The 14,040-nt window shown below is 71.1% G+C and carries 9 protein-coding genes; 6 read left to right on the forward strand and 3 right to left on the reverse strand.

The window, feature by feature from the left end:
* Positions 1 to 18 precede the first annotated feature (18 nt).
* A complete protein-coding gene (locus ACFZDA_RS37290; protein ID WP_391090232.1) occupies positions 19 to 645 on the reverse strand; it encodes a TetR/AcrR family transcriptional regulator C-terminal ligand-binding domain-containing protein in 627 nt (208 codons plus the stop codon).
* 188 nt (positions 646 to 833) lie between these two features.
* On the opposite strand from ACFZDA_RS37290, the gene ACFZDA_RS37295 reads away from it, so the two are divergent.
* The 6 genes from ACFZDA_RS37295 to ACFZDA_RS37320 all read left to right on the forward strand — a co-directional run bounded on the left by ACFZDA_RS37295 (position 834) and on the right by ACFZDA_RS37320 (position 8,249).
* Positions 834 to 1,748 (forward strand): ABC transporter permease, encoded by a 915-nt coding sequence (locus tag ACFZDA_RS37295; protein WP_391090234.1) that lies wholly within the window; start codon positions 834 to 836, stop codon positions 1,746 to 1,748.
* Positions 1,741 to 2,571 (forward strand): ATP-binding cassette domain-containing protein, encoded by an 831-nt coding sequence (locus ACFZDA_RS37300; protein ID WP_391090236.1) that lies wholly within the window; start codon positions 1,741 to 1,743, stop codon positions 2,569 to 2,571. The genes ACFZDA_RS37295 and ACFZDA_RS37300 overlap by 8 nt, the downstream gene beginning before the upstream one ends.
* 88 nt (positions 2,572 to 2,659) lie before the next feature.
* Positions 2,660 to 4,864 (forward strand): CDP-glycerol glycerophosphotransferase family protein, encoded by a 2,205-nt coding sequence (locus ACFZDA_RS37305; RefSeq protein ID WP_391090238.1) that lies wholly within the window; start codon positions 2,660 to 2,662, stop codon positions 4,862 to 4,864.
* On the forward strand, positions 4,861 to 6,507 hold the full coding sequence (locus ACFZDA_RS37310) for a glycosyltransferase (protein ID WP_391090240.1): 1,647 nt from the start codon (positions 4,861 to 4,863) through the stop codon (positions 6,505 to 6,507). Before ACFZDA_RS37305 ends, ACFZDA_RS37310 begins: the two co-directional genes overlap by 4 nt.
* 171 nt (positions 6,508 to 6,678) lie before the next feature.
* The gene (locus ACFZDA_RS37315) at positions 6,679 to 7,086 is read left to right on the forward strand and encodes a YciI family protein (RefSeq protein ID WP_391090241.1); all 408 of its coding nucleotides are present in this window, start codon (positions 6,679 to 6,681) and stop codon (positions 7,084 to 7,086) included.
* A 17-nt stretch (positions 7,087 to 7,103) separates the two neighbouring features.
* Positions 7,104 to 8,249: a DUF6596 domain-containing protein gene (locus ACFZDA_RS37320; RefSeq protein WP_391090281.1), complete on the forward strand. Its 1,146-nt coding sequence runs from the start codon at positions 7,104 to 7,106 to the stop codon at positions 8,247 to 8,249.
* Here ACFZDA_RS37320 and ACFZDA_RS37325 read toward each other — a convergent pair.
* Both ACFZDA_RS37325 and ACFZDA_RS37330 read right to left on the reverse strand, forming a co-directional pair.
* Positions 8,227 to 8,730, reverse strand: a complete 504-nt coding sequence (locus tag ACFZDA_RS37325) for a GtrA family protein (protein ID WP_391090243.1) — start codon at positions 8,728 to 8,730, stop codon at positions 8,227 to 8,229. The genes ACFZDA_RS37320 and ACFZDA_RS37325 overlap by 23 nt on opposite strands.
* Positions 8,731 to 8,849: 119 nt before the next feature.
* Positions 8,850 to 13,808, reverse strand: coding sequence for an NAD-glutamate dehydrogenase domain-containing protein (locus ACFZDA_RS37330; RefSeq protein WP_391090245.1), 4,959 nt, complete (start codon positions 13,806 to 13,808; stop codon positions 8,850 to 8,852).
* Positions 13,809 to 14,040: the final 232 nt, after the last annotated feature.

A 14,040-nucleotide genomic window follows, 5' to 3' on the forward strand; every position in this document is an offset into this window, starting at 1 on the left:
CGAGCCGTCCGGCGGGGACTACAACGCCTTCAACGCCCCCGCCGTGGCCCGGGCCAGCGAGCCCAGATACCCCTTGGGCAGCTTCGGGTTGCGGATCACCACCGAGCGCCAGTAGAGCGGGCCCGAGATCAGGTCGAGGGCCAGGTCGTGGTCGAGCCCCCGGCGGACCTCGCCCCGGGCCTCGGCCGCCGTGACGATGCCGGTCGCGACGCCGTCCTGGCCCTCGCGCAGGGCCTTCTGGAGTGCCTCGGCGATGTCGGGGTTGCGGGCCGCCTCGGCCTGGAGGTCGGGGATGACCTGCGAGGCGACGGGGTGGCGCAGGGCGCGGGACGTCACCTCGTACAGCAGCCGCAGGTCGCCCTCCAGGGAGCCGGTGTCCGGCACGGGCAGGCCCTGCACGGCGAGCGCCGAGACGATATCGAGGACCAGATGCAGCTTGGATCGCCAGCGGCGGTACACCGCCGTCTTCCCGACCCCCGCCCGGCGCGCGATCCCCTCGATGGACATCCGCGCGTAGCCGACGGCCGCGAGCTCCTCGAAGACGGCCGCCCGGATGGCTTCCGTGACGTCCTCCCGCAGTACGGCGGCCCCCGCGGGGGCCCGGCGGCGCGGGGGCTGCTGGGGCTCGTCGGGCTTCGTCGTCATGCCGACAGCATAGGGCGTCACGACGAAACGGTTGCGTTCCGACGTCCGGACGACATACGCTCGCGTTACGACGATACGGTCCCGTCCCGACGTAAGAAGTCATGAAGAGTCCGGTAAGAACCGCTCCGTTCCCTCGCTCTTCACGACCCCATAGGTCCCACCCCCCTTCCCGAACGAAAGCAGCGGATGTGAGCCAGGTCCTCCACACACCGCCCCAAGCACCGGTCCCGGCCGACGACGACCTCGCGGCCCTCGCCGCCCGCCACGGCCTCTCCGTCAGCGGCGCCCGTCCCGCCCTGCCCGAGTACGTCCGCCTGCTGTGGGCCCGCCGCCACTTCATCACCGCGTTCGCCACCGCCAAGCTCACCGCCCAGTACAGCCAGGCGAAGCTCGGCCAGGTCTGGCAGGTGATGACGCCGCTGCTGAACGCGGCGGTCTACTACTTCATCTTCGGCGTGCTGCTCGGCACCAAGCACGGCGTGCCGGACTACATCCCGTTCCTGGTCACGGGCGTGTTCATCTGGACGTTCACGCAGAGCTCGATCATGGCGGGCACCCGCGCCATCTCCGGCAACCTCGGCCTGGTGCGCGCCCTGCACTTCCCGCGCGCCGCCCTGCCCCTGTCGTTCTGTCTCCAGCAGCTCCAGCAGCTGCTGTTCTCCATGGGCGCCCTGGTCGTCATCCTCCTCTGCTTCGGCGTGCCGGTCGGCGTGTCCTGGCTGCTGGCGGTGCCGGCGCTGTTCCTGCAGTTCATGTTCAACGCGGGCGTCTCCATGGTCATGGCCCGGATGGGCGCCAGGACACCGGACATCGCCCAGCTGATGCCGTTCGTGCTGCGCACCTGGATGTACGTCTCGGGCGTCATGTGGAGCATCGACAAGCTGGCGCAGAAGGACAGCCTCCCGCACGCGGTGACGGTGGCGCTGACGGCCAACCCGGCCGCCGTCTACATCGACCTGATGCGCTTCGCCCTGATCGACAGCTTCCACGCGAGCCAGCTCCCGGCCCACGTGTGGGCGCTCGCCGCCGGCTGGGCGCTGGTCGCCGGTGTCGGCGGCTTCATCTACTTCTGGAAGGCTGAGGAGACGTACGGCCGTGGCTGACCTCACCAACGACAGGATCCCCACCGTCGTCGCCGACGGCGTCGACATCGTCTACCGCGTCAACGGCACCGGCGCCGGACGCGGCTCCGCGACCGCCGCCCTCAACCGCATCGTGCGCCGCAAGCAGACGGAGAAGGCCTCCGGCGTGCGCCGGGTGCACGCCGTGAAGAACGTGTCCTTCGTCGCCTACCGGGGCGAGGCCATCGGCCTGATCGGCACCAACGGCTCCGGCAAGTCGACCCTGCTGAAGGCCGTCGCCGGGCTCCTCCCCGTGGAGAACGGCCACATCTACACCGATGGCCAGCCCTCCCTGCTCGGCGTCAACGCGGCCCTGATGAACGACCTGACCGGCGAGCGCAACGTGCACCTCGGCGGCCTGGCCATGGGCATGTCCCGCGAGCAGGTCAGGGACCGCTACCAGGAGATCGTCGACTTCTCGGGCATCAACGAGAAGGGCGACTTCATCACGCTGCCGATGCGCACGTACTCCTCCGGCATGGCCGCGCGGCTGCGGTTCTCCATCGCCGCCGCCAAGGACCACGACGTGCTGCTGATCGACGAGGCACTGGCGACCGGCGACCGCTCCTTCCAGAAGCGCTCCGAGGACCGCATCCGCGAGCTGCGCAAGCACGCCGGGACGGTGTTCCTGGTCAGCCACAACAACAAGTCGATCCGCGACACCTGCGACCGCGTGCTGTGGCTGGAGCGCGGCGAACTGCGCATGGACGGGCCGACGGAGGACGTCCTGAAGGAGTACGAGGCGTTCACCGGCGACAAGTCCCCCCAGGCCAAGCCCAAACCCAAGGCGCCCGTTCCCTCGTGAGGCCCAACCCTGTCGGCCCCTTTGCCGCTTTGATGACACCATGACCGCATAAGGCCCGGCTGGTGCGCCGAGAGGGAGGAGTCCCGTGATGCCCGAGCTCAGCGTCATCGTCCACGGGCCGAACGTCCAGGACCATCTGACGGAGCTCCTCGACTCCCTCGCCGCCCACCCGCTGCCGGACGCCGAGCTGATCGTGGCCGCGGTCGGCGACTGGGCCCGCCAGACGGCCGAGCGGCACACCCCGGACGGCGGCCCGGTCGACGTGGTGCCGCTGCCGGACGGCACGGGCGACGCCGCGGCCCGGGCGGCGGGCGCGGCACGGGCCTCCGGGCGCTGGCTGCACTTCGTCCACGCCAAGGACGGCCTGCCCGCCGGCGCGCCGCGCACGGTCGCCGAGCGGGTGGCCGAGCTGCCCGGCGAGGTGGACGTCCTGCTCCTCGACCACGTCCGCAGCACGTGGCGCACCTCCGGCATGCCCTCCCGGGACGGCTCCGTCCTGGCCCGGGCGGGCCGTGCCGACGTCGTCCTCGACGACTGCACGCCCCTGCTGCGCCTGACCCCGCTGCTCGGCACCCGCGTGCTGCGCGCGGACTTCTGGCGGGCGCACGAGCAGCGACTCACCACCGACGACGAGCCGTACGCCGCCCTGGCCGCCCTGCTGCTCGCCGACCGCGTCGCCTGCCTGCCGCACGTCGCCTACGAGGACCGCCGGCTGCGCCCCGCGAGCCTGCCCCCGGTCACCCCCGAGCAGCACTACGGCCTCGTCGAGCGCTACGAGTCGCTCCTCGACCTCACCCGGGACCGCCGCGCCGCCCACGCGGTGCTCTACGACGTCATGGTCCGCGACTGCCTGCGCACCTTCGCACGCGGCGGCATGCCGGAGGAGGCCGCGCGGGAGTTCTTCCGCCGGGCGTCCCTGGCCGCGCTGCGCCGCCGCCCCGAGGGCTACCGGCGCCCGGCCGGACTCGAAGGCGTCCGCCGCTCCCTGCTGGAGGAGGGTGCGTACACGAAGTACCGGGCCTTCCAGGCCGTCAACCGCACCCGCCGCAGCGCCAAGTCGGCCGTACGGACCCGTAAGCGCCAGGCCGGCGCCAGGCTCCGCGACCACCAGTACCGCAGGGCGCTGGGCCGCCCGGTCGATCCCCACCTGGCGGTGTTCGCGGCCTACTGGAACCGCGGCGTCGCCTGCAACCCGGCCGCGATCGCCGCGAAGCTCGCCGAACTGGCGCCGCAGATCCACCCGGTGTGGGTGGTGACCGCGGAGAACGCGGCCCTGCTGCCGCCCGGCACCGACCACGTCGTGCCCGGCAGCCGCCGCTACTGGGAGACGCTGGCGACCGCCAAGTACCTCGTCAACAACGTCAACTTCCCCAACGCGGTGGTCAAACGCCCCGACGCGATCCACGTCCAGACCCACCACGGCACGCCGCTGAAGCGCATGGGCATCGACCAGATGGCGTACCCGGCGGCCGCGCAGGGCATGGACTTCCGGGCCCTGCTGGAGCGCATCGACAAGTGGGACTACAGCGTCTCCGCCAACAGCCACACCACCCGCATGTGGGCGCGCGCATACCCGTCGCACTACGTCTCCCTCGACCACGGCTATCCGCGCAACGACGTCTACTACACGGCCGGCGCCGAGGAGATCCGCGGGGTGCGTGACCGGCTCGGCATCGCGCCGGGCCGCCGGGCCGTCCTCTACGCCCCCACCCACCGCGACTACGAGGCCGGCTGGACCCCCCGCCTGGACCTCGCCGCCCTCGCCGACCGCCTCGGCGAGGACACCGTCCTGCTCGTCCGCGGCCACTACTTCTACGGCGGCGCGGCCTCCCCGCTCACCAACCTGCGGCGCACGGGCCGGATCATCGACGTCTCCTCCTACGACCCGGTGGAGGAGCTGTGCCTGGCGGCGGACGCCCTGGTCACGGACTACTCCTCGATCATGTTCGACTACGCCAACCTCGACCGGCCCATCGTGATCCACGCCGACGACTGGGAGACGTACCGCACCACCCGAGGCGTCTACTTCGACCTGATGGCCGAGGCGCCGGGCCCCGTCGCCCGCACCCAGGAAGAGCTGACGGAGATCCTCACCACCGAGGCCTGGCGCGACGAGAGCGCGGCGAAGACCCGGGCCGTCTTCCGGCGCCGGTTCTGCGAGTACGACGACGGACGCGCCGCCGAACGCGTCGTCCGCCGGGTCTTCCTCGGCCAGGACGAACGGTCCCTGCCGCCGGTGCTGCCGCTCGAGGAACGCACCCCCGCCCCGACCCCGCAGGAGGCGACCGCATGAGCACCCCCGACGTCACCGTGACGGTCATCGTCTACAACGACGCCGAACGCCTCACGCGCGCGGTCGACTCGGTCCGCCGGCAGACCCACGCGAACGTGGAGATCGTCATCAGCGACGACCACTCGACGGACGAGACCCCCGAGGTCGCACGGCGTCTGGCCGCCGAGGACCCCCGCATCCGCCACCTCCGCCTGGAGGAGAACAGCGGCGGATGCAGCGCGCCGCGCAACCGCGCCCTGGAGATCGCCCGGGCGCCTTACCTGATGTTCCTCGACAGCGACGACGAACTTCCCGAGGGCGCCGTCGCAGCTCTGCTCGCCGCGCACCGCGAACGCGAGATCGACTTCGCGATGGGCGCGGTGCAGCGGATCCGGGTCGACAACGGCCGCCGCTCGACGTGGATGCCCCACCTGGTCGCCGAGCGCCGCACCCTGGAGGGCATCGAGGCCGACCCGCGGCTGTTCTTCGAGCACCTCGCCACCAGCAAGATGTACGCCCGCGCCTTCCTCGACCGGCACGGCCTGCGCTTCCCCGAGGGCATCCACTACGAGGACCAGCTGTTCTCGGCGCAGGCGTACTGCCTGGCCAAGGCGTTCACGATCATCCCGCAGCCGGTCTACCGCTGGTACGTCGCCCCGTTCGCCGCCTTTGACGCGGCCTCGATCTCGAACCAGCGGCACAAGCTCGCCAACGTCCGCGACCGCGTCCACGTCCAGCACCTCATCGACGCGTTCCTGGCGGAGAGCGGGCACGAGTCGCTGCGGGAGGACAAGGATTACAAGTTCCTCAAGCACGACTTCCGGATGTACGCCGGCGATCTGCCCTACCGGGACGAGGAGTGGCTGTCCTCCTTCGCGGACATCGTCACGCCGTACCTGGACACGCTCGCCCCGGGCGCTTTCGCCCGTCTCCCCCGCGCCGAGCGCGTGGTCCTCCAGCTGATCCGCGACCGCCGTCTGCCGGAGGCCGGGCTGGCGGCCCGGGGCCTGGGCCACGGCGTGGCACCGAGGCACGTCACGACGGACGAACAGGGCCGCACCTACTGGGGCTCCCTCCTTCCGTCCTCCGCGTGGTCCCGCCGGGAACTGGACATCTCGGACCTGGAGCTGGAGACGCAGCCCTTCCCGAGCGCCTTGTTCCGCCATGAGATCACGGAGATCACCCGGGGCCCGGGCGCCTCGGTCGACCTCACCATCCGCACCTACGACCCGGCCCTGCGCCTCCCGGTCGGCCCCCAGCGCGCCACCCTCCTCATCGCCCCGGGCCGGCGCCGGCTGCGTGTCCCGTTCCGCCTCTCCCCTGTCCGCCCCGGCGTCTTCGAGGGCCACGTCCACCTGGACCTGGCGGCGGCCCCCCTCCCCTTCGAGGGGTTCGACGGAGTCCGCCACCCCTTGCTCCGCCTGGAACACCAGGGCCTGGCCCACACGGGCCTGCTCCTGGCGCCCCTGACGTTCCCGGCCCTGACCACCCGGGTCCCGCGCCACCGCCTGACCCTGGAACCGGAGGGGCACGGCCCGGGCCGCCTGCAGGTCCGCTGGGAACCGCTGGGCCTGACGGCGACCCTGATCCGCCCGCTGGCCCGCCGGGTGGCACGGCCCCGGGTGAAGAGGGCAGCACGCTTGGTGGCGAGCGCGCTGAAGTGAGCCGGGCCGAAGAAGCTGACGCGGGCCGCGCCAAAGAGACGCAGGCCGCGCCAGAAAAATCGACGGGAATGTTGACGGGGATGTCGACGGGGATGTCGAGAACCCGCATCCGGCTCCGTCCTCGGAGTGAACGCGACCACAATGGGTCGCACAAGGACCGAGGAGACGACCATGGCCAAGTACCTGCTGCTGAAGCACTACCGCGGCGCCCCGGCTTCCGCCAACGACGTGCCGATGGACCAGTGGAGCCCGGAGGAGATCTCGGCCCACCTGCAGTACATGCGCGACTTCGCGGCCCGGCTCGAGCAGACCGGCGAGTTCGTCGACAGCCAGGCGCTCGCACCCGGGGGAACGTGGGTCCGCTACGACGGTGAGGGGCGCCCGCCGGTCACCGACGGGCCGTTCGCCGAGACCAAGGACGTCATCGCCGGCTGGATGGTGATCGACGTCGACAGCTACGAGCGGGCCGTGGAGCTGGCCGGGGAACTGTCGGCCGCCCCCGGCGCGGGCGGGAAGCCCATCCACGAGTGGCTGGAACTGCGCCCGTTCTACGGCGTGCAGCCCACCGTCACGGAGTGACCGCCCAGGTGACCCAGATGGACGAGGCCCTGCTCAGGAGCCTCACGCCGGGCGTGCTCACCGTCCTGGTCCGCCGCGGAGCCGACTTCGCGGCGGCCGAGGACGCCGTGCAGGACGCCTTGGTCGAGGCGCTCCGGACCTGGGCGTCCGATCCCCCGCGGGATGCCAAGGCCTGGCTGATCACCGTGGCCTGGCGCAAGTTCCTCGACACGACGCGCGCCGACACCGCCCGCCGCCGGCGTGAGGACCGCGTCGAGGAAGAACCGGCACCCGGGCCGGCGCCCGCGGTGGACGACACGCTCCAGCTCTACTTCCTGTGCGCGCACCCGTCGCTCACCCCGGCATCGGCGGTCGCTCTCACGCTGCGTGCCGTCGGCGGGCTGACCACCCGCCAGATCGCCGGGGCCTACCTGGTGCCCGAGGCGACCATGGCGCAGCGCATCAGCCGGGCCAAGCGCACCGTCTCGGGCGTGCGCTTCGACCGGCCCGGCGACGTCGCCACCGTGCTGCGGGTGCTCTACCTCGTCTTCAACGAGGGCTACTCCGGCGATGTCGACCTCGCCGCCGAGGCCATCCGGCTCACCCGGCAGCTCGCCGCGTCCATCGACCACCCCGAGGTGGCCGGGCTGCTCGCCCTCATGCTGCTCCACCACGCCCGGCGCGCCGCCCGGACCGCGCCCGACGGCAGCCTGGTGCCGCTCGCCGAGCAGGACCGCGGCCGGTGGGACACCGCGCTGATCGCCGAAGGCATCGGGATCCTCCAGGCGGCCCTCGCCCGCGACCGGCTGGGCGAGTTCCAGGCCCAGGCCGCCATCGCCGCCCTCCACGCCGACGCGCCCACCGCCGGGGAGACCGACTGGGTGCAGATCGTCGAGTGGTACGACGAGCTCGCACTCCTGACCGACAGCCCGGTCGTCCGGCTCAACCGCGCGGTCGCCGTCGGGGAGGCCGACGGACCGCGCGCGGGCCTCGCGGCACTCGCGGCGCTGGACCCCTCACTGCCCCGCCACACCGCGGTGGCGGCGTACCTCCACGAGCGCGACGGCGATCCGGCGACAGCGGCACGGCTGTACGCCGAGGCGGCCCACGCGGCGCCCAACCTCGCCGAGCGCGACCACCTGACGCGCCAGGCCGCCCGGCTCAACTCCCGCCGAAGCCAGTGACGGGCCGTCCTCCGCCGCCGGTCCGGGTGTGGTGCGCATCGTGCTGGAACACCCAGGTGCGGTAGACGAGGAAGCGGAAGGCGGCGGCCAGCACGATGGAAGCCGCCTTGACCGCGTTGGACTCGAAGGGGCCGGTCAGGCCGAGCCCGTGATACCCGACGTAGAACAGCCCGCTCTCCATGGCCACGCCGATTCCGCTGAAGCCGAAGAACAGCGCGATCTGGCGCCGGGTCCGGGACGCCCGGTCCCGGTAGGTGAAGTACCGGAACCCGAGGTAATTGGTGCCCATGGCGATCAGGCTGGCCAGCACGGTCGCCGGCATGGCGGCCCGGTGCAGCGCGTGCAGGAGCATGTTGAACACCAGGAAGTTCACCGCGACGCCGCTGCCGCCGACCAGCGCGAAGTTCACCACTTCGACGACGACGCGCTTCACCGGCGGGGCGGGGGCGGCCGTTCGCTCCCCGGAGAGGTTCACTGTCACGCACCAAGGCTTAGCCGGACACGGTAAGCCCTCGACTCGAATGCCCCTAAGGCACGCCAAGAACAAAGCGCCCCGGGCCGCTACCGGCCCGGGGCGCCCTCTCGTATGACGCGATGACGCTATGAATGCGTCCGAAGCAGCGTCCGCATCGTCCGCATCGCCACCGACAGGTTCGCGAGGTCGAACGCCTCGGAGCTCTGGATCTCCTCCAGGGTGGTGCGGGCCCGGCCGAGGATCGCCGCGTTCTTCTGCTCCCACGCCTTGTAGCGCTGCTCGGGCGTCGACGTGCCGTTGCCCACCGCCAGGACGTCCGCGGTCAGCGCCGCGTGCGCCGCGTACAGGTCCTCGCGGATCGCCGCGCGGGCCATGGACTGCCAGCGGTCGGCGCGGGGCAGCTCGATGATGCGGTCCATGAGCTGGGTGATCCGCAGCCGGTCGGCGAGGTCGTAGTAGACGTCGGCGACGTCCAGCGACTCCCGGCCCATGCGGTCGGCGATCGAGACGATGTCGAGCGTCGGGAAGGCGGAGGAGAACCCGGCCACGCGGGTGGCGAGTTCGTCGGGGACACCGACGTCCGTCAGCTCGTCGTAGATCTTCTGGTACCACTCCAGGTCCGCGCCGCGCAGCAGCTTCGGCAGCTGCGCCCAGACCTGCTCGACCCGGTCGGCGAAGAAGTCGACGGTCTCGGCGAGCTGGAGCGGCTGCGGCCGGTTGTTGAGCAGCCAGCGCGTGCCACGCTCGACGAGGCGGCGCGAGTGCAGCCGGATGCGGGTCTGGACGTCGGCCTGGACCTTGTTGTCGAGCGCCTCGACGCCGTCCCACACCTCGGCGGAGCGGAAGATCGCACGCGCCGCGGTCTGGGCCCGGACGATCTCCTCCAGGGAGGCGCCGGTCTCCTCGCGCAGGCGGTGCAGATACGTCGTACCACCGGTGTTGACCGTGTCGTTGACCAGGACGGTCGTGGTGATCTCGCGGCGCAGCGGGTGGCCGTCGATGCGCTCGGCGAACTGCTCGCGCAGCGCGGTCGGGAAGTAGCAGTGCAGCAGGCCCCGCAGGTACGGGTCGTCGGGCAGCGAGGTGTGCAGCAGCTCCTCGGCGACCGTGATCTTCGTGTACGCCAGCAGGACGGCCGTCTCCGGGCTGGTCAGGCCCTGCCCCTGGGCGAGCCGCTCGCGGATCTGCCGGTCGGTGGGCAGGAACTCCAGCGCCCGGTCGAGATGGCCCTCCCTGACCAGGTGCTTCATGAAGCGCTGCTGGGCGTGGAGCATGTCCTTGGACTGGGCGAGGGCGTTGGCGATCGCCGTGTTCTGCGCGTAGTTGTTGCGCAGCACCAGCTGGCCGACCTCGTCGGTCATCTCGGCGAGCAGCTTGTTGCGCTGCTTGACGGTCATGTCGCCGTCCGCGACCAGGCCGTTGAGCAGGATCTTGATGTTCACCTCGTGGTCGGAGGTGTCCACGCCCGCGCTGTTGTCGATGGCGTCGGTGTTGATCCGGCCGCCGTGCCGCGCGAACTCGATCCGGCCGAGCTGGGTCAGGCCCAGGTTGCCGCCCTCGCCGACGACCTTGACACGCAGGTCCTTGCCGTCGACACGGATGGCGTCGTTGGCCTTGTCGCCGACGTCCGCGTTCGACTCGGCGGAGGACTTGACGTACGTACCGATGCCGCCGTTCCACAGCAGGTCCACCGGCGCCTGGAGGATCGCCTTCATCAGGTCGGCCGGGGTCAGCTTGGTGACCTTGGCCTCGATGCCGAGGGCCTCGCGGATGTGCGCGTTGACGGGGATCGCCTTGGCCGTGCGCGGGAAGATGCCGCCGCCGGCCGACAGCAGCTCCTTGTCGTAGTCCTCCCAGCTGGAGCGCGGCAGCTCGAACAGGCGGCGGCGCTCGGCGTAGGAGGTGGCGGCGTCCGGGTTCGGGTCGATGAAGATGTGCCGGTGGTCGAAGGCGGCCACCAGCCGGATGTGCTCGGAGAGCAGCATGCCGTTGCCGAACACGTCACCGGACATGTCGCCGATGCCGACGACCGTGAAGTCCTCGGTCTGGGTGTCCACGCCCAGCTCCCGGAAGTGCCGCTTGACGGACTCCCAGGCGCCGCGGGCGGTGATGCCCATGCCCTTGTGGTCGTAGCCGGCCGAGCCGCCGGAGGCGAAGGCGTCACCGAGCCAGAAGTTGTACTGCTCGGCGACCCCGTTGGCGATGTCGGAGAAGGTCGCGGTGCCCTTGTCGGCGGCGACGACGAGGTAGGTGTCGTCGCCGTCGTGCCTGACGACGTCCGCCGGGGGGACGACCTCGCCGGCCACCATGTTGTCGGTGATGTCGAGCAGCGCCGAGATGAACGTCTTGTAGCTGGCGATGCCCTCGGCCATCCACGCATCCCGGTCGACGCTGGGGTCGGGCAGCTGCTTGGCGACGAAGCCGCCCTTCGCGCCGACCGGCACGATGACGGTGTTCTTCACCATCTGCGCCTTGACCAGGCCGAGGATCTCCGTGCGGAAGTCCTCACGCCGGTCGGACCAGCGCAAGCCCCCGCGCGCGACCTTGCCGAAGCGCAGGTGCACGCCCTCGACGCGCGGCGAGTACACCCAGATCTCGAACGCCGGGCGCGGCGCCGGCAGGTCCGGGATGGCCTGCGGGTCGAACTTCATGGAGACGTACTCGTGCGGCTTGCCGCCCGCCGCCTCCTGGAAGAAGTTGGTCCGCAGCGTCGCCTTGATGACCGTGAGGAAGGACCGCAGGATCCGGTCCTCGTCGAGCGAGGCCACCTGATCGAGGGCCGCGTCGACCTCCTCCAGCAGCGCGTCCACGATCTCGTGTCCCGCGCGCTGCCGGTCCGGCGACATCCGCGCCTCGAACAGGGAGACGAGCAGGCGGGTGGTGTGGACGTTGTTGCGGAGGGTGTCCTCCATGTAGTCCTGGCTGAACGTGGACGCGGCCTGCCGCAGGTACTTCGCGTACGCCCGCAGCACCATCGCCTGGCGCCAGGTCAGCCCGGCGCTGAGCACCAGGGCGTTGAAGCCGTCGTTCTCCGCCTTGCCGGTCCAGGTGGCGGCGAAGGCGTCCTGGAACCGCTCGCGGGCGTCGTCGCCGACGTAGTCCCCGCCGCTGCGGGAGCGGGGCATGCGCAGCCCGAAGTCGTAGATCCAGGCCACACTCCGGTCCGAGCAGCGCAGCTCGTACGGCCGCTCGTCCACGACCTCGACGCCGATCCGGCTGAGGACCGGCAGCACCGCCGACAGGGAGATGGCGTCGCCCGTGCGGTAGATCTTGAAGCGGCGCTCCTCGGGGGCGGCGCCCACCGGCTCGTAGAGGCTGAGCGCGAAGTCCTGGCCCTCCTCGGCGTTCAGCTGTTCGAGGTGGACGAGGTCGGCGACCGCGGCGCGCGGGTTGTGGTCGGCCTTGTAGCCCTCGGGGAAGGCGTGCGCGTACCGGCGCATCAGCTCCGCCGCCTGCTCCTCGCCGAGCTCGGCGTTGAGCGCCTCGGCGAAGGCGTCCTCCCAGGAGCGGGCGGCCTCCACCAGCCGGGCTTCGATGTGCTCCTTGTCGGCGTCGGACAGCTCGGGCAGCTCGGTGCCCTGCGGGACCCGGACCACGAAGTGCAGCCGGGACAGGATCGACTCGGTGTTCCAGGCCGTGAAGTCGACGCTGATGCCGCCCAGTTCCTCCTTGAGGATCTCGATGATCCGCAGGCGGACTGCCGTGGTGTAGCGGTCGCGCGGGAGGTAGACGAGGGCCGAGTAGTACCGCCCGTACTCGTCCTGGCGCAGGTAGAGCCTCAGCCGCCTGCGCTCCTGGAGGTAGAGGACGGAGGTGACGATCGACCGCAGCTCGTCGGCCGGGGTCTGGAACAGCTCGTCGCGCGGGTAGGTCTCCAGGATCTGGAGCAGGTCGCGCCCGTCGTGGCTGTTGGGCGAGAACCCGGCCTGTTCGAGGACCTCCTCGACCTTGCGCCGGATGACCGGGACCCGGCGCACGGACTCGGTGTAGGCGGCGGAGGAGAACAGCCCGAGGAACCGCCGCTCGCCGACGACATTGCCCTCGGCGTCGAACTTCTTGACCCCGATGTAGTCCAGGTACGACGGCCGGTGCACGGTCGACCGGCTGTTCGCCTTGGTCAGGACGAGCAGCTTATGCTCGCGCGCCTTGGCCCGGGCGTCGGCGGGCAGCCGCTCGAAGGACGGGCTGACCGGGTGGCTCTCCTGGTCGGAGTGGTGCGGGTCGGCGCGCAGGATGCCGAGGCCGGTGCCGGGCACGGCGGTCAGCGAGTCGTCCCCGCGCAGCTGATACTCGCGGTAGCCGAGGAAGGTGAAGTGGTCGTCGGCCAGCCAGCGCAGCAGCTCGCGGGCCTCCTCGACCTGGGGTCCGGGCAGGTCACCGGGGATGGGCTCGTCCGGCAGCCCCTCCGCCAGCCGGATCGCCGCCTCGCGCATCTTGCCCCAGTCCTCGACGGCCTCACGGGCGTCGGACAGCACCCGCAGCAGGTCGGCGGTGATCTGCTTCAGATCCCCCCGGTCGGTCTCGCGGTCGAACTCGACATGGATCCAGGACTCGATGTGCGCGTCGTGCGGAAGGTCGCGCATGCCGGTCGCGGGCTTGGGCAGCACTTCGATGAGCTTGCCGGTGACATCGCGCCGTACGACGAACTGCGGGTGGATGACGACGTGGATGCCGCGCCCCTGCCGCGTCAGCTCATTGGTGACGGAGTCGACGAGGAAGGGCATGTCGTCGGTGACGACCTCGACCACGGAGTGGCTGCACGTCCACCCGTTCTCTTCGACCGTGGGGGTGTGCACCCGCACGTTGGCCGTGCCCTGGGGGCGGTTTTCGGCCAGCCGGTAGTGCGAGACGGCGGCTCCGAAGACATCGACCGGGTCGCGGTCGGTGAGGTCCTCCGGGGCCGTGTGCAGGTAGTAGCGCTGGAGGAACGACAGCAGGGAATCGCGATCCGGGGCTTCCTGGGCGTCTGGGGTCTCCTCGCCCGTCGACCCGGTCGGTAGGTGCCCCCCGACCGGGCTGTTCTCAGCTACCCGGGCGGCCCTCTCGAGCAACTCGGCCTTGGCTTCGTCCAGCTTGGTCTGCATTGTCCTCTGGCTCCTGTCGCGCGCCGTTGCGTGACGTAGAAGGAAGTACGGCCTCTGCGCTTACGACGTCACGCCGTGACACGGGGTATCCGGTCTGTTCCGACGCTATGCCGCAAGGTGAGATCAGCGGGGGTGTCTGAGCCAATCTTGAGCTGTCCCACGGGTGTGAGGCCGCTCTCTGCGACGCCTCGGTCCGCGTGGTGCTCGGCGTCCCGGGAGTCTTCGAAGCCCC

It is taken from the genome of Streptomyces sp. NPDC007991, from assembly GCF_042958445.1.
Classification (GTDB): Bacteria; Actinomycetota; Actinomycetes; order Streptomycetales; family Streptomycetaceae; genus Streptomyces.

Bases quoted from the DNA above. Each gene is read 5' to 3' on its own strand.
- ACFZDA_RS37330 (WP_391090245.1), bottom strand. From the start codon at position 13,808: ATGCAGACCAAGCTGGACGAAGCCAAGGCCGAGTTGCTCGAGAGGGCC.
- ACFZDA_RS37290 (WP_391090232.1), bottom strand. From the start codon at position 645: ATGACGACGAAGCCCGACGAGCCCCAGCAGCCCCCGCGCCGCCGGGCC.
- ACFZDA_RS37310 (WP_391090240.1), top strand. From the start codon at position 4,861: ATGAGCACCCCCGACGTCACCGTGACGGTCATCGTCTACAACGACGCC.
- ACFZDA_RS37305 (WP_391090238.1), top strand. From the start codon at position 2,660: ATGCCCGAGCTCAGCGTCATCGTCCACGGGCCGAACGTCCAGGACCAT.
- ACFZDA_RS37315 (WP_391090241.1), top strand. From the start codon at position 6,679: ATGGCCAAGTACCTGCTGCTGAAGCACTACCGCGGCGCCCCGGCTTCC.
- ACFZDA_RS37320 (WP_391090281.1), top strand. From the start codon at position 7,104: ATGGACGAGGCCCTGCTCAGGAGCCTCACGCCGGGCGTGCTCACCGTC.